Source organism: Spiroplasma apis B31, assembly GCF_000500935.1.
Taxonomy (GTDB): Bacteria; Bacillota_I; Bacilli_A; order Mycoplasmatales; family Mycoplasmataceae; genus Spiroplasma_A; species Spiroplasma_A apis.
In genome coordinates this window covers 957164-974335 of record NC_022998.1, presented here as the reverse complement: position 1 = coordinate 974335, position 17172 = coordinate 957164, and the positions used below count along the sequence as shown (strand labels likewise).

Annotated in this window: 14 protein-coding genes; 12 read left to right on the top strand and 2 right to left on the bottom strand. The window is 28.6% G+C overall.

The features are described from left to right. Positions 1-23 precede the first annotated feature (23 nt). From ptsS to SAPIS_RS04175, 5 genes are all read left to right on the top strand, one after another. Positions 24-1235 carry a phosphate ABC transporter substrate-binding protein gene (gene ptsS / locus SAPIS_RS04195; RefSeq protein ID WP_023789975.1) on the top strand — a complete coding sequence of 404 codons (1212 nt, stop codon included), beginning with the start codon at positions 24-26 and terminating at the stop codon, positions 1233-1235. Then, positions 1228-3363, top strand: a complete 2136-nt coding sequence (gene pstA / locus SAPIS_RS04190; RefSeq protein WP_023789973.1) for a phosphate ABC transporter permease PstA — start codon at positions 1228-1230, stop codon at positions 3361-3363. The genes ptsS and pstA overlap by 8 nt, the downstream gene beginning before the upstream one ends. Positions 3364-3424: 61 nt before the next feature. Then, a complete protein-coding gene (gene pstB / locus SAPIS_RS04185) occupies positions 3425-4195 on the top strand; it encodes a phosphate ABC transporter ATP-binding protein PstB (protein ID WP_051372152.1) in 771 nt (256 codons plus the stop codon). A 12-nt stretch (positions 4196-4207) separates the two neighbouring features. Then, a complete protein-coding gene (phoU, locus tag SAPIS_RS04180) occupies positions 4208-4894 on the top strand; it encodes a phosphate signaling complex protein PhoU (RefSeq protein WP_023789969.1) in 687 nt (228 codons plus the stop codon). Positions 4895-4935: 41 nt separating this feature from the next. Further along, positions 4936-5511: a hypothetical protein gene (locus SAPIS_RS04175; RefSeq protein WP_023789967.1), complete on the top strand. Its 576-nt coding sequence runs from the start codon at positions 4936-4938 to the stop codon at positions 5509-5511. A gap of 109 nt (positions 5512-5620) precedes the next feature. Here SAPIS_RS04175 and SAPIS_RS04170 read toward each other — a convergent pair whose 3' ends face one another. Beyond that, positions 5621-6502, bottom strand: a complete 882-nt coding sequence (locus SAPIS_RS04170; protein ID WP_023789965.1) for a hypothetical protein — start codon at positions 6500-6502, stop codon at positions 5621-5623. Between the two features lie 81 nt (positions 6503-6583). On the opposite strand from SAPIS_RS04170, the gene ftsY reads away from it, so the two are divergent. From ftsY to SAPIS_RS04155, 3 genes are read left to right on the top strand one after another with little or no spacing between them, the layout of a single operon-like run. Next, positions 6584-7570, top strand: a complete 987-nt coding sequence (gene ftsY, locus SAPIS_RS04165; protein WP_023789963.1) for a signal recognition particle-docking protein FtsY — start codon at positions 6584-6586, stop codon at positions 7568-7570. Beyond that, a complete protein-coding gene (gene ylxM, locus SAPIS_RS04160; protein ID WP_041612620.1) occupies positions 7557-7880 on the top strand; it encodes a YlxM family DNA-binding protein in 324 nt (107 codons plus the stop codon). Before ftsY ends, ylxM begins: the two co-directional genes overlap by 14 nt. Continuing rightward, positions 7880-8659 (top strand): TIGR00282 family metallophosphoesterase, encoded by a 780-nt coding sequence (locus tag SAPIS_RS04155; protein ID WP_023789959.1) that lies wholly within the window; start codon positions 7880-7882, stop codon positions 8657-8659. Before ylxM ends, SAPIS_RS04155 begins: the two co-directional genes overlap by 1 nt. 601 nt (positions 8660-9260) lie before the next feature. Here SAPIS_RS04155 and SAPIS_RS04150 read toward each other — a convergent pair. After that, positions 9261-10097 (bottom strand): hypothetical protein, encoded by an 837-nt coding sequence (locus SAPIS_RS04150; protein ID WP_023789957.1) that lies wholly within the window; start codon positions 10095-10097, stop codon positions 9261-9263. 932 nt (positions 10098-11029) lie between these two features. Between SAPIS_RS04150 and SAPIS_RS04145 the strand changes: the two genes are divergently transcribed. From SAPIS_RS04145 to ald, 4 genes are all read left to right on the top strand, one after another. Then, on the top strand, positions 11030-13147 hold the full coding sequence (locus SAPIS_RS04145) for an anaerobic ribonucleoside triphosphate reductase (protein ID WP_023789955.1): 2118 nt from the start codon (positions 11030-11032) through the stop codon (positions 13145-13147). Positions 13148-13150: 3 nt separating this feature from the next. Then, a complete protein-coding gene (gene nrdG / locus SAPIS_RS05380) occupies positions 13151-13648 on the top strand; it encodes an anaerobic ribonucleoside-triphosphate reductase activating protein (RefSeq protein ID WP_023789953.1) in 498 nt (165 codons plus the stop codon). Between the two features lie 170 nt (positions 13649-13818). Next, positions 13819-15429 carry a sulfite exporter TauE/SafE family protein gene (locus SAPIS_RS04135; protein ID WP_023789951.1) on the top strand — a complete coding sequence of 537 codons (1611 nt, stop codon included), beginning with the start codon at positions 13819-13821 and terminating at the stop codon, positions 15427-15429. Positions 15430-15452: 23 nt separating this feature from the next. Next, the gene (gene ald, locus SAPIS_RS04130) at positions 15453-16562 is read left to right on the top strand and encodes an alanine dehydrogenase (RefSeq protein WP_023789949.1); all 1110 of its coding nucleotides are present in this window, start codon (positions 15453-15455) and stop codon (positions 16560-16562) included. Positions 16563-17172 lie beyond the last annotated feature (610 nt).

Sequence of the window (17172 nt, the reverse complement as noted above, 5' to 3'; positions counted from 1 at the left end):
TTTTGGATTAATAAGGAGAAGAAATGAATAAAAAAATTAGCATTTCACTCATACTTATAGCTATAGCGATGTTATTGCTTTGAGTATGAACTTTATTTATAAAAAACTCTTCCATTATAATTGGGGGAAGTACGAGTGTGAACCCGTTTATGCAGGAGTTAACTAAAAATTATTATGAGCATAATGGAAGTAAAACGGACTTCGTTTATAACTCAACAGGTAGTCAAGCTGGTGTTAGTGGTGTAGAAAAAAATATGTACACCGCAGGATTTATTTCTAAGGAAGTAAAAGAAGAAACATTAAGTGAAAATAACAGTTTTTCTAAAAAGATAAACTATCAAGATGTCCTAAACGAAAATGATTTGAAGGATAGTCTTAAAGCCGATAAAGTTAGTGGTGAGTTTGAAAATAACTCATTTGCTTCATTGGAGTTTGCACTTGACGCCATCGCAATAATTTATAATGCTCCTGAATGGTACAGAACTTTTGAATTCAAGTCTAATGTAGGGGATAATAAAATAACACTTGAAACACTTATGAACTTTAATTTAAAAAAAGATGATAATAATATTTTGAAACAAATATATCTTGGTAAACTAACATGATTAGATCTTGCTAAGCATTTGCTAAAAGAGAAAAACTATAATATTAACCTTCCGAATTTTGAAGACCAAAAAATCAACACAATAACTAGAGAAAGTGGTTCAGGAACACGAAGTGCATTTACAGATTTAACAGGAATAAAGTCTTCTGATATGAAGTCTTCTGAAGTTAATTCTAATGGAAGCATGTTTAGGAATATAAGGGATAACATCGGTATTGGATACGTTTCTTACGCATTTGTATCATCTGTTTATGAAGAAGTTGATGCTTCTGGTAAAGTGTCTAAAAATAATGTAAGAATTGCAGGCATCGGTGGTAAAAAATTAGGCAATAAAGCGGATTCAGGAAGCGAACCAGAAAATTGATATGGTTTAAAACAAAAAAATGATGGCAGCTGAGAACCAACTAAAGAAAAAAACGAAGAATTTATAAGAAAATGCTATGAATTTAAAAGACCTTTCGTGTCTATTTTTAATCTGAAAAATAAAAACTTTAAATACTTATTAGAGTTATTTGTTTATATGATTTCTGATGAATCAAATGAAAGTTTTGAAAAAGAAGGACTTGTGAAAAATTTTGTAATTAATCCACAAGCAAAAAATAAAGTTAAAAGAGGTTTTGAAAATGGTTAACCAAAAGAAACTAATGGGTAGTACAAAGTTTAAAAAAAGAAAAGCAGATATCACAAATAAATGAACTGTTATTGCATTTACAACATTTGTAGTGTTTATCCTTGCTGTATTAGTTGGTTTTATTATTTATAAATCTATTCCTGCATTACAAGGAAACGACTTTTTAAATTTTATATTCTCAACTATTTGAAATCCTGGTAAAAATAACGATCATGATGCTAAATACGGTATTCTATCTATAATTGGTTCGACTATGATGATGCTTTTGATTTCTCTGATGTTTGCAATTCCTTTAACTATATTTAGTGCTCTATTCATCACAGAATATCTTAATAAAAAACTTAAAAATTTTGTAATAACAATCATTCAGTTACTTGCAGGTATTCCTTCAGTTGTGTTTGGTCTGTTTGCTTTAGATCAAATAGGGCCTTTAACAACAATGATGGGTGCGAAAAATGGTTCGAATATGATGACTGCAAGTATCACTTTGGCATTTATGGCACTACCCACAATGATTACATTATCTATTAATGCTATTGAAAGTGTCCCTGATAGTCATAGATTTGCATCGTTAGGGCTTGGCCTAACGAAAGAAAAAACAACTTTTGGTGTAGTTTTAACAAGTGCAATGCCTAAAATTATTACAGCTATTATTACTGGTGTTGCAAGAATAATCGGAGAAACTATGGCAGTCATATTAATAGCAGGTAATTCCACGCAAGGATTGAATACTTCTGGTGGGTTTCTAGATTTCATATTTTCTTCAATTAGGACTTTAGCTGGAACGATAGGTCTAGAAATGTTAGAAAATAACGGATCACATCATGAGGCGGCATTGTATGCAATCGGATTAGTTTTATTCTTTTTAGTAATAATAATCAATCTTTTGATATTAGCAATAGGGAATTTTAATAAAAGAAAAAGAAAAAGTATTAGAGAAATTAAGCGCAAAAATAAAATGCGTACAAAAAATACGCAAACTTCAAATTTATATGATTCTTACAAATTAACTTTACTTGTTAAAAGTTGCACTGATAAGAGAATTAAAAAAAAGGTATATAGTTCAACTATGAAGTTCTTTATGATAACTTCGACCGCGATAATTGTAGGATTCACTTCTTGAGTAATTCTTACGGTGCTATTCGATGGTCTTAGACATTTTGATGCGAGTGCATTTATTCAAATAAAAGGTCAAAGATCTGGTATATTTGCTACCATTTTCACTACAATTCTCCTAGTGATTGGTTCCATATTATTTGCAATACCTTTGGCTTTATTTGCTGCAATTTATCTTGCTGAGTATGCAAGAAAAGAAAGTAAGTTTGCAAAAACAATTAGATTTTCAATCAGTGTATTGTCTTCAACTCCAAGTATTGTTTTTGGTGTATTCGGTTTAAGTTTATTTGTAATTGCCTTTAAAATTCCAATGTCTATTTTTGCTTCAAGTTTAACAATGACAATAGTTATATTACCTTCATTGATCTCAGTTTTTGAAGACGCGATGACGAGTGTTCCTGAAATGTATAAAGAAGCAGCATATGGTTTAGGGATGACAAAAACGGGTGTCATTTGAAAAGTTGTTTTACCGAACTCTATGCAAGGGATAGTTACAGGGACTATTTTAGCAATTGCAAGAATCATAGGAGAATCAGCACCAGTTTATCTGACATTAGGAACAGCTGTTAGAATGCCAAGTGAAGGATTTTTATCATCAGGTGCAACCTTAACAACGCAAATTTATATGATGGCTTCAGAAGGAAGTAGTCCAGACACTTTAAATGTTGCTTATCAATTAGCATTGGTTACGGTACTAATGGTACTATGCTTAAATTGATTTAGTAAGTACATCGCTAAAAAATTAGAACCTACATACAAGAAAGTGAAGTTTAAAAATAAATTAATCAACTACTTTAATAAATTGAGAACCTTTAACTACATGAAGGTATTTCAAACAATTCGCTCTTGAACGTTAAATATAGGAAGTAACATTAAAAATATATTCAGTTTCAAAAAAACTAAGGCAAGCATAAATGTATCACGGTCACGTAATAAGTTAATCAAAAACATAATTAAGGAGGCAAGGGAAAATGACAGAAAATCAGAACTTAGAGAAAAAAACAATAGTTAAAGATGATACACAAGAGTTGAGTTTCGATAAAAAAGCTCTAAGTAAACCTAAAAAAGTGCCAATGAAAAATAGAGAAAATGTTATAGAAATAAATAATTTGGATTTCTTTTACAATGGAGGAACCAAACAAGCATTGTATAATATTAATATGAGTATTAAAGAAAATACAGTAACAGCCCTTATTGGTCCTTCTGGTTGTGGAAAATCAACTTTACTCAGATCAATAAATAGAATGAATGACTTGGTCGATAATACTTCGATAAAGGGCGAAATTGTTGTTAATGGTGACAATATTTATAAATATGGAACAGATGTGGTTAAATTAAGAACCGAGGTAGGTATGGTTTTTCAAAAAGCTAATCCTTTTCCAATGTCTATTTATGATAATGTTGCTTTTGGTCCGAGAAACCAAGGTGTTAATGACAAAAAGGCATTAAATCAATTAGTTGAAGATTCTTTAAAAAAAGCTGCACTGTGAGAAGATGTTAAAGATTATCTAAAGGACTCAGCACTTGGATTAAGTGGTGGACAACAACAAAGGTTATGCATTGCTAGAGCAATAGCAATGAGGCCAAAAATACTCTTAATGGATGAACCTACAAGTGCTCTTGATCCAATAGCTACTTTAAAGGTTGAAGAGTTAATATTAAAATTAAAAAATGAGTATACAATAGTAATAGTAACCCACTCAATGGCGCAAGCAACAAGAGTAAGTGATTTCACTGCTTTCTTCTTGCAAGGTCAGTTAGTGGAACACGATAGAACTAAAAAAATATTTACCAATCCCAAAAATAAAAAAACAGAAGATTATATCTCTGGAAGATTTGGTTAGGAGGAAGAAAGGATGTCTTATAATAAAATATTAGACAATGATATCAATACAATTAAAAAAGACTTAATCAACCTCGTTGAGGAAACAAAGTCTCAGTACGCAAAGACATTTGAAGCCTTGAAACATCAGAATATGGAGTTTGCTGAAGAAGTCATAGTAAGAGATCTTAAAATAAATGATTTACAAAATAACTTCACAAAAATGGCACTTTGAAAAATAGCAAAACAACAAATGGTAGCTGGTGACTTGAGACTAGCTGTGGGTGGGGTTTTAATTAGTAGAGAAATAGAGAGAATTGCAGATGTCGCTAAACACATTTGTAAATTCACTATTAAATATAAACCTGAACCAATTGAAATAAACTATATCTCTAAAATGTTTGATTTAGTAAATGTGATGCTAAATATCATATCTACACTTATAGATAATTATGATAGTGACCAACATCAAAAAGTTATTAAGATAGAGCATGATTTAACAAACGAGTTCTCAAATTTAAGTAATATATTAGCAGAAAAATTAATAGATGCCAAAGACAAAAGTCAAGCAAGAAAAATTATAACAATCGTGAGACAGTTAAAAAATCTAGAACGAGCTGGTGAACATCTTATTAATACAGAGGAAACACTTCAGTTTATTAGAACTGGTAAATTTGAAGAAATTCCCACAAGTGTCGAGAATAATCTTGATATAAAATAAGTGGAAATTATATTGTATAATAACCACAAGGAGTGAGTGAAATGAAAAATAAAAAGAAACCAGTAATCGCTAGTTTAGATGGACTATGCAAAGCTGGAGCAATACTAGGTCTTGTTTTTGCAGGAATTGCAATCGGTTCATCAATTTTATCATTGTTGCTTTTATCAATCAATAGTAATATTTACTTTAAGTTTAATATTAAACCCTTTATGGTTGCAATCTATATATTTCTGATAATAATTATTGGTTTACAAATCGGAACCATATTTATGTGTTTATCTATAAAAAACGGAACAGCAAAATCAAATATTGCGGGAGGTATTTATTGTTTAGTTCTTACTTCGCTTATAGCCGGAATATTTATATTAGTAGGAAAGTATGTTTTGAAAAACAATGATAATTTGGAACCAGCCGCTAAGAATATGCCAATCAATACAGACCCTGGAAAAGATAATAGCTCTGAATGAACTAGAAATCAACAATTCGGTAACGGGACACAATGAAACAATCCACAATGAAATAATCCACAATGAAACAATCCACAACCTACAAATATGGAGCAAGATCCAATTGAAAGTAAAAAAGAAGACCCAACATCCGATAAAAAAAGTGATTAATAAAATTGAAAAAACTATCTGAGATACTTTGTAAACGAATATATCTAAGATAGTTTTTTTATTTATTAAAGAAAGAATATAATTAATGTTTTAGCAAGTAACAAACGGCTTAACATTTTAGTAATTTAATTACTAAAATTTGTCCTGTAAAAAAGTTTTCATTAAGTTTTATTTCTATGTGTGTAGTTGTATTTCCAATTATTTCAAAATACTTTTCATAATGTTTTTCATTTAAATCTAAACCTGTATACTTAGATAAAATTTTTCCAAAAGCTTTTGAAGGGTCTTCCTCTTTAAATATTTTTTCACTTTTGAAGGTGTTATCATTTAAAAAATCAGTGTTTAATTTGTAATTGAATTTAACTATTGAAGAGTTTAAAAAATCCGCTTTCAAGAAACTCCCATTGTTTGTTATACAGATACTATGGTCAAAAACTAAATAGTCAAAAAAGTTTTTCTCATCATTTAGAAAAATTCGTTTATTAGCTAACTTATTAAATTTTTCTTTGACATCTTTACTTATTAAATTGTTGAAATCTTGTTCATTCTTTTTAAGAACAGGTAAAACTAACTCCATTTTAGTTTTTTCTATTAATTTTATAAAATTATTTATTCGATCATAATTATATAAAAAAACATCAAACTTAATAGTTACAGGATGTCCTAAGCAATAGTAACCATCTTTGTCTCTGAAAGTTAAAGTTACACTATAATCTGAACAATTTTCTACTATAAATTCTGTAGAGTTTAATATTTTCTTTCCTATTGTATAATCTTGAAAATTATCTTCTACGATCTCTTTAATATTTTCTTCAATGTAGACATTAGGGTTTTTGTTTTTTATAAAATCATAATGACTATATAAATCAATGTCTCCATTTTTCAAAAACTCTTGAGCTTCGTTGTCAACTACTTTTGTTGATGCGCTAATAAGTCCTGATAAACTTACGCTAAAATTCATTGCAAACATAATTTTTAATCATTTCTTCATTACCACACCACCATATTTTTTAATTGTTCTAGAAATATTAAAATTATTATACAATTATATTGCAAGAATAGGAGAAAAAAAATGGGTTTTTGAAAGAAAATTAAAGAAAAAAAAGCCTTAAAAAAGCAAATAAAGCAACATCAAAAAGAGCATAAAAATACATTAACCTTTTCGAAAGATATTAAAAATTTAAGTAAAAAATACAAGGAAGCAGATAATGAGTTTTTTGAGGAGCTTGAAAATGTTTTGATAAAAACCGACATGGGTATGAAAATGGTTTTAGAAATATCAAATAAAGTAAGAAAACGCGCAAAGGCTAAAGACGGTTTCTCAAAAATAAAGCAATATCTTGTTGATGCACTATATTCTTCATATAGTGAGTCAAGTAAAACTAATAATAGTTTAAATTATAAAGATGGTCGCCTTAATATTTATTTGATTGTGGGTGTTAATGGTGTTGGTAAAACAACAAGTATAGCCAAAATCGCAAACTTTTACTCCAATGAAGGTAAAAAAGTGTTGATTGCTGCGGGTGATACATTTAGGGCTGGTGCCGTGGAGCAGTTAGAAGAATGATGTCAAAAACGTTTAAAAGGTGTTGACTTAATCAAATCAAACTCTTCTGACCCAGCAAGTGTTGTATTTGACGGTGTTAAAAAAGGTATTAAAGATAACTATGATATATTACTAGTTGATACAGCGGGTAGATTGCAAAATAAAGATAATCTTATGAGAGAACTTGAAAAAATAACAAAAATCATAAAAAAAACAGTAAGTGATGGTCCTCATGAAAGGTTATTAGTGATAGATGCCCAGACAGGACAAAATGGTATAAACCAAGCGAAGGCTTTCTCAGAGGTTACTCAAGTTACAGGTATAATATTAACTAAGATGGATGGTACAAGTAAAGGTGGGATTGCTTTAGCAATCAAAGATATACTAAATATCCCTGTTAAATTAGTTGGTTTTGGTGAAAAGCCAGAAGATCTTAAGCCTTTTGTTGTTGATGAATATATAAGTGAGCTAACTAGCGATTTTATGGAAGATGATGATAATGAAGGAGAATAATATCAACAAAACTATTGAGCTAACAAGTCTTTATGATTATTATAAAAAACTTCTTACAGATAAGCAGAAAAAGTATTTTGAGTTATATTTTTTTGAAGATTTAACACTACATGAAATAAGCCTAGACATGAGTGTTTCAAGAAACGCAGTTTACGATAGCATATCAAAGACAATAGCAACACTAAATGATTTAGAAAAAAACTTAAAACTTTACAAAAAATCTAATATCATTAAGGAAAAAATTGAAGAATATCAGAAAAATAAAATTTCAAAAGAAGATTTTATTTCATTTATTGAAGGAGTAGTTTAATGAATATACTATTGGTTGGTGATGTATACTCTAAAAGTGGTAGAGATGCCATTTCTAAGTATCTTAAAGATATTATAATAAAAGAAAAAATAGATTTTACTATTGTTAATGGAGAAAATATTTCTCACGGTAAAGGAATTAACAAAAATCATTACACTTTTTTAAAAAAAATGGGAGTCGATGTTATAACTAGTGGTAATCACATATTTAAAAGCTCAGATACAGTGGATTTTATTGATAATGTTGATGACCTACTAAGACCAGCAAATATGAATTCATATTTGCCGGGTAAAGGTTCAAATGTTTATAAAGCAAAGGGAAAAAAAATTAGAGTAACAAATTTGATGGGTAAAACTTATATGGAACATGTAAATAATCCATACGAGTCAATGGACAAAATACTTTCAGAGGATAATAGTGATATTCATATTGTAGATTTCCACGGTGAGGCGAGCGCTGAAAAAATCGCATTTGCATGAAATTATGATGGGAAAATAGATGTTTTAGTTGGAACACATACCCACGTTCAGACTGCTGATGAAAGAATTTTAAATAAAGGTACAGCCTTTATTACTGATATGGGTATGACAGGAGCTTATGACTCGATCATAGGTGCTAACCCAGAAGAAGTGATAAAAAAAGAAAAACTGGGTATTCCCACTAAGTTTGTACCAAGCACAAACGAAGGAATGTTAAACGGGGTTATAGTCTATTTCAACGAGAATAACCAGCCAACCTCAATTAAAAGAGTTTTTAAGTATAACGAGCATAAAAAATAAATATATTAATCGATTATTTAAATATATTTTGCGAGTGTAGAAATATTCTTATAAGAGTGCTTTATTAAGTCGGAAGCATTTTTTTTTTTTTTTGAGAAAACAAAAGTAAGGTTTTTCCTTAATATCAATAGCTTTCTTAGATATTTTTAAACATTAATCCAGTCATCAGTGATGATATTAATAAATTCAGTACCTTCTTTCTTATATTTAGGCATAAGTTACTTTTGTGAAAATAAAAATTTTTTTAGAGTTTAAAATGATTATTAATTACAAATCCCAAAACTTTAAAAAGCAATTACTTTTTTGTCTAAATTAAAACTGATTTTTTTAGTATCGTTGTTATTAAATATATTTTGTATATATCAATTTTACTAGTACGGTTAACTTGTAGAATTCCTTAATGTTAAAGGTTAAATTTTCTGAGATGTTTCATAAACTTGATTATTTATAACTTTTTGTATAACACAACTTTAAAGAATTCAAACTTGATTTATTAGACTCACATAATATAAAAACTTGATATAAAAAAGTTCTCCTTATATATCCTTATGTTTGAAAACATAAAGTATACTTAGAGAACTAATTTTTTTATTAATTATTATTACTCATTTAAAAAAGTTTGTGTTTCATAAAAGTAAAGGTTTTTTCCTATAAAAACTCCTCTTTTTTTCAAACAAACACTTTTAATTATAAAACAAGGTATTCAGAAAAAATAATGAATAAATGGAATATAGATCGTTGCTTTACACAACTTGTGTAATTTGATATCAAAATTAGTTTTCAAATCTACTTTAAAGAAATAAATTATTTTAATCTTAACATAAATAGAACAAAACTCAAATAGTACTAAAACTAACAGATAAACTATAAATGAGTGGTTTCCTAAGCTAAATACATTTTGATTTTTGCTTATAGAATAAATAAACCCTAGCTCCAAAAGTAAAGAACATAAATAGCTGAAGTAGAAAAGTACACGAAAGTTTTTAATCTCAACATTTGACTTTTGGTTTTTATCGAATACACTTTCTTCACGCGTATTTTCATTTATTTCCATTTTAAGTATATTGGATTTTTTAATTATTAATTCTTTGCAAAGAAATAAAATTGCCAATAGAACAAAGAAGGGTATAAAGATTATAGTAACCCCATTTCTGGTTGTTAAAATTGATAATCCGAGTAATATGAAACCCACAGTTGAAATCAATCCTATGATTTCTGGATAAACCTTAACTTTTTTTAAAGTTATTATTATCAAAGCAAGCGTATTAATTAATGCATAACCAATTGAGAATGAATATAAAATAATGACTCCTGTAAAATCTTGTGTAATAGTAGGTTCATTGTCATTTATTAAGTTATAAATTATAGTACCAATTGCAGATCCTATATAAAGCAACCAAACTGATGAAATAAGTAATTGATAGTTTTTTTCTTTCATATTATGTCAACTCCTTTCTGAATTTAATTGATTAATTTGTTAATCATTATTAAGAGCCGATTTACTATAAACCTTTATTTTGATTAATTATTGATGAAACTAAATTGTTGTGTTGCCGCAACACTAAACACCCTAGTTGAACATAGTAATTATTTTTCATTTTCATCCCTCTTTCAAGATTAACCCTTAAACATATAATATTCTTTATTTTGTAAAAATATTTTTTATCCTTTAAAAAAGTTCTTATTTTTTTCAAATTAATATTAGGTCAACCATTTGTCAATTTATTGCAAAATACTTTTAAAAAGTTCGTTACTAGTTTGAATATGATTAATTAGATAATATACCAGCTTTTAGATTTATTCAATCATAAAATGATTCAGTTATTTCATTTATAATCCCTTTTTGTTTATATGTGACAACTCATTTTTTTATAAAATATTAGTTTTTCTAAACTGCCAAACTTTATTTTATATTAACTCAAAATAAGAAAGTATATTTAATGATTATTAATCAAAAAAATATAAAAAAGTTTCGCTCCCGTTTTTACTTAAATTCTTCCGACCTGATAACAGTTTTAAAATAAATATAAAGCATACAATTTTCGCGTTAGTGAGGTTTTTTTGTTAACTTCATCTATATGTAGTATTTTTAGAACTAACTATAGTTTATATACCGCTGAAATAATTATTCATGCCCACAAATTATTTAAGCGCAATCTTGGTAGCACAAACTAATTTACCCGAAATCAGGTTTACATTTTGCATTCTTTAAGTTTGTAAAAAATAAGGCAAGAGTAATCATTTTCATGCATTTTTAAAATATTGAAAAATTAATTTGCTAATTCTTATTTTACAATTATAATGTTAATTATAAATACAAAAAAAGATATGAATATATAAGTGAACAATAATCAAAAGGGAGAAATGAAAATGAGTGTAGAAAAAAAAGAATATAAAGATTTAATTAAAGAATTTACACAAGTAATATCTATTAAGAGTAATGATATTAAAAATGAAAATGCTAATATGAATAGTAGTACAGCAAGCGGTAAGATGATGAAATTTGCGTCTGTCAGTGCTAAACAGTTCGCTCTAAAAAACTTAGTTGATAAGTTTCATGCAAACTTGCATGAAAAGTCTATAATACATATACACGATTTAGATTATTATCCTACAAAATCAACTACTTGTGTTCAATACAATATTGAGGAAATATTCAAAAATGGTTTTAGAACTAGAAATGGATTAATTAGGGAACCACAATCAATTGGTGTTTATTCAGAACTAGCAGCAATAATATTCCAAACTACTCAAAATGAAATGCATGGTGGTCAAGCTATTCCTGCTTTTGATTATTTTATGGCGCCAGGTGTTAATAAAAGTTTCAGAAAAGCATTATTGAGAAATATTAAAAAGTATTTGGAATTTAATGATATCGAATACAATGTAATGAATATAAATCTTTTATTAAAAGATGATGAAATAACTTTTGAAAATATTAATAGTCAAAAATTAAGCAACTATTTAGATGTTCAAAAACTTAATGAAAAAGTTCTAAATAAAATAATAAAAATTTCTACAAAAGAAGTAACTGCAGAAACAGATCAAGCTATGGAAGGTTTTATATATAATTTGAATACCCAACATTCAAGAGGAGGTAACCAGGTGGTTTTCTCTTCAATTAATCTTGGAACAGATACCTCAAAAGAAGGTAGACAGGTAACAAAATCATTGTTAAAGGCTTTAAGAAATGGTTTAGGAAATGGAGAAACTTCAATTTTTCCAATAGTTATTTTTAAAGTTAAAACTGGAGTCAACATTGATGAAGAAAGCTATAAAAAAGCTATGAACCTATCGCAAGAAGTTTGATTTGATGAAGCCAATGAATGAAAAACTCCAAACTTTGACTTATTTTTAGACGCAATCAGAACAACCAGTTTAAGACTATTTCCAAACTTTATGTTTTTAGATCAACCTTATAACAAGCACCCGCTTTGGAATCAAAAGGATAAAAACTCTTGATATTATGAGCCAGCAACAATGGGTTGTCGTACAAGAGTTTTCGAAAATGTAAATGGAGAAAAGACTTCAATAGGTAGGGGAAACTTAAGTTTTACTTCTTTAAATTTACCATATATTGCGCTGGACCTACTTAGAGCTGAAAATCTAATACAAAACAATGAAATAAACTATAATATGATTGACTTCGACAATATTAAAAAAGAATTTATTGATAGGGTCGAATATTACGCAAACGAAGTGTGTGAACAAATGTACTCAAGATATCAGTACCAATGCTCAGCATTAGCCAAGGAATTTCCATTTATAATGAATAATAATATTTTAAGTGGAGGCTCAAAATTGAAGCCAAATGATAAAGTTGAAGAGGTATTTAAACAAGGAACTTTAACAGTTGGATTTATTGGTTTAGCAGAAGCATTGAAAGCTTTATTGAATGAACATCATGGTGAATCTGAAACTGCTCAAGTATTTGGATTGGAAGTAATAAAAACTATCAATAATGTTACAAATTTATGAAAACAAAAATATAAATTAAACTTTGGAGTAATTGCAACACCTGCAGAATCTGTGGCTGGAAGAATGCTAAAAATCACAAGAAAAGAGTTTGGTGAGATTAGTGGAGTAACAAGTAGAGACTATTTCACAAACTCAAATCATGTTCCTGTATATTACAATACAACAGCGATTAATAAGATAAAAAAAGAAGCCGCTTATCATGAATTAACTTTGGGTGGAAGTATCAGTTATATTGAATTAGACGGAGAGGCTAAAAAAAACTTACACGCTGTTCTTTCTATCATCAATGCAATGAGAGTTAGCGGAATCAATTATGGAAGTTTAAATCATCCTGTTGACAGATGTAAAAATTGTCATTATACTTCTTTGATAGCTTCGTGTTGTCCGGTCTGCTCTAACGATGATATTTCAAGAACTAGAAGAATAACTGGATATCTAGTTGGAGATCTTGATGGTTGAAATCAAGGTAAACAAGCAGAAGAAGCAGAAAGGGTTAAACACAAATTATAGTTTATGAAAATTTTAAAAATTTACAAAGAAACTATTAGTGATGGCCCTGGTCTTAGATACTCAATCTACTTATCGGGTTGTTTGCATGCTTGTAAAGGATGTCATAATATAAGAAGTTGAAGTTTCAAAGTAGGTAAAGTTTTTGACAAAGAATATGAAAAATCTATCATTGAGGATTTGAAAAGTAACCCATTACTAAATGGTGTTACCTTTAGTGGTGGTGATCCTATGTTTAGTGCTATCGAACTTTTACCATTTATAAAACTCATAAAAAAAGAAACTAATTTAAATATTTGACTTTATACTGGCTTCACTATCGAAGAAATAACTGAACAAAAAAATATAAATGAAGATACGCGAGCAAGATTTGAAATATTAAAATATATTGATACATTAGTTGATGGTAGGTTTGTGAAAGAATTACTAGATCCAAACGTTTTGTATAGAGGAAGTAGTAATCAAAGGTTAATTGACACTAAAGAGTTTTTGAAAAAAATATAATGTAACTCCTTGCGGAGTTTTTTTTAATGTAAGTTGATTTATAAACTACAATTTTTGTTTCTTTTGTGTATGATTGAGGCGAAAGGATGTGGTGAGGTGAAGAATTTATTATAGAAAGTTAAATATGAAATACGATAACTCGTTGAAAGATAGGTTGTGAATAAATAAACATGAATAATTCATTTGCTGGAATTCAAAAAGAAGTTTTAAAGAGCGAAGAAGAGCTCACCAAAATAGTCAACGACATTTTAAGTTTTAGTGACTTGATTCAAATACTAAAGAGTGATTTTGCCACACAAAAAAATGATTTGGCAAGTTTGTTCAAAGAAAAACAAGTTACACACGAAGAATATGTCCAGGAATTAAAAAAACTTCAATCCGTTTATAAAATTCATATAAGTGATATTAAACAATCTGTTGGAGCTACTCAAAAATATGCTTTCGACAAGTACGAAAAAAATATAAAGTACAAAAAAGAACATAAACAGGAAATAAAAAATATCTTAAAAAGTCTTAGTGATGAAATAGATGAATTAAAAAAAGTCGATAAGAAAAATTCAAGTATATCTACTTTGAAAGAAAAGAAAAAAAGTTTAGTTAAGCCAATAAGTACAAACTTTTTAAAAGTATTTAGTATTATTGCAGTCCCTTTAATATTGGTATGCACACTTTTGGTTAATTACTTTGTTTACTTTCCTAATACAAGAAATGGAGAGCTTGACTTATCTAAATCAGAATACTTAATAGCATTTATTATTGTTATTTTAACCCTAGTAATAACTGGTATATATTTTTATTTCTTAGTATTCAAGGTTTTAAAAAAATCCTATATTGATAGAGAGAATAATATATTCAAACTTACATCTATCGGTGTTTGTGGTTCATTCCTTGATACTATTGGAGTTGGTTCATTTGCTGTTGCAACCGCCGGTTTAAAAGCAACAAAAACCATGAAAAATGATGCATTATTACCAGGTACTTTGAATGTAGGGTTAGGTATACCTAACTTAATTGCAGGTACTGTATTTGTGGCAGCAATTGATGTTGGTACAATCACATTGGTTTCGCTAGTTTTAGCGGCAATTATAGGAAGTTTTTTAGGAGCTGAACTTACCAAGAGAATAAGTGCGAAATATATTAGCGTAACTATGGGAACATTGTTAGCTATAGTTGGTATATTAATGTTTTTGATACAACTAGATATTTTACCTAGTGGTAACGCAACTAGTTTGGAAGGTTGAAAACTTGGTTTAGGTATAGGGTTATTCTTTGTTTATGGTGGGTTACAAGCATTTGGTATTGGTCTTTATGCTCCTGCATTAGCAACTATTACTTTATTGGGTATGGATATAAAAGTTGCATTTCCAATAATGACACTTGCATCAGGTTCTGCGTTTCCACTTGCTGCTTACTCATATTACAAAAATAACAACTACTTGCCAAAAACTAGTTTTGGATTAATGGTAGGAGGAACCTTGGGTGTAGCTCTAGCGTTCTTAGTAGTTTTTGTGGGTATTGAAGTAGGTGCAGAAGTGAAAACTGCAGTGTTCACTAATTATTTAAAATGATTAGCTATACTAGTTGTATACTATGTGGCATTTGTATTAATCATGTCATATGTTAAGGCACGAAAAAAATCCGCCAATTCAACAAAAATAACAGAGCATCAAATAATTTATGCAATTAATAATCGCTCTACGTGAGATGTAGATATTAATCATCATTTATCAATCTTATTAAAAAACTTTAATGAGAACAAACAAGCTTATGAAAAATCTTAAGACTTGTGGAAGGATGATAATGTATGAAAATTGGAATACCTAAAGAAATTAAACCCCAAGAAAACAGGGTAGCAATCACACCTGCTGGTGTAAAAGAATTAATCAAAAATAATCACCAAGTATTTGTAGAAAAAAGTGCAGGTATAGGAAGTGGCTTTTGTGATGAAGACTATAAATTGGCAGGCGCCAAAATTATCGATGACGCAGCTGAAGTCTGAAAAAATGATATGATCATAAAAGTTAAAGAACCTCTAAAGTCAGAATATAAATATTTATATGAAGGACAAATTGTTTTTACATACTTACACTTAGCATCAGACAAAGTTTTAACAGAAGAACTTTTAAAAGCAAAAGTTACTTCAATAGCTTATGAAACCATACAAACACCCGATGGTGCAATCCCACTATTAAGACCTATGAGTGAAGTTGCTGGTAGACTTGCTGTAATCAACGGTATGTACTTCATGTTCAAAACTAACGGGGGAAGTGGACTTTTAATGAATGGTACACCCGGAACAGATCGAGCAAAAGTAACAGTTATTGGTGGGGGTGTTGCTGGTAAGGCAGCAGCTAGAATGGCAGCAGCCATTGATTGTGATGTAACAGTAATTGAAAATTGTGAAAGAAAAATAAGAGAACTTCATGATTTATTTGGTAATAAAGTTCAAATACTAAAATCAAATCATTACAACATTGAAAAATCAGTAGTTGTTAGTGATTTGGTAATTTCAACAGTTTTAGTCCCTGGTGCATCGGCTCCAAAACTAGTGACAGAGGACATGGTTAAAAAAATGCAAAAAGATAGCATAATTGTCGATGTAGCTATTGACCAAGGAGGTAGTGTAGAAACAATAGACCATGCAACAACTCATGAAAATCCTACCTTTAGAGTTCATGATGTAATTCATTATTCAGTAGCTAATATGCCTGGGGCTGTTCCTAAAACTAGTACCATAGCATTAACTAATGCTACAATACAATATGTTATTGAAATTGCAAACAATGACATTAAAAAACTTATAAAATCAAATGAGCAAATTAAAAAAGGAATACAAACTATAGAAGGTAAGTTAGTGTTCAAAGGTGTAGCTGATGCTCATGGCATGAGCTTAACAGATATTGATCAAATCTAAAAACTAAATTTAATCGGATAATACATTCTTTATCCGTAATGATTAGAATATTAAATTTATAAAAAATGTGAATGTATTATTTAATAAATAAAAATGTAAGAAGTTTTCTTAAGTTAGAAGTTGTTTTGAATATAAAAAAAAGAACGAAAAGTTCTTTTTTTAAACTCTGCAAAAAAAAAGAAAAAGAACGTAGAGTTTATGAGTCTGCTAAATTTATTTGATGTATGGTACAAAAAATCTTTTTTTGCATAGGAAAATAGAAAAAGTTAATAATCTTTTAAAATACAATTATTAACTAAAAAAAATATTGGAAACTTGAAGTGTTTTATTATTCCAATAACATATTAATTTTAAAATTAATTTTGATGCTTAAAAAAAGTCAGAAAGTTTTCAAAGTTAGTGAAAAACTTAAATTTTGAAATTACAAATTTTATAACTTGAGAAACAAGAAAGAGAATTAAAAAAAGTTTTAAGTGCAACAAAAAAATAATTAATATAGATTAAAAAGGTTTTAGAAAATATACAACTATCGAATTTTCAGAGAGAAAAGCTAAATTAAATCTCAAAAATAAGAAAAACTTGAAACTAAAATTTAAATAATTTATTAAAT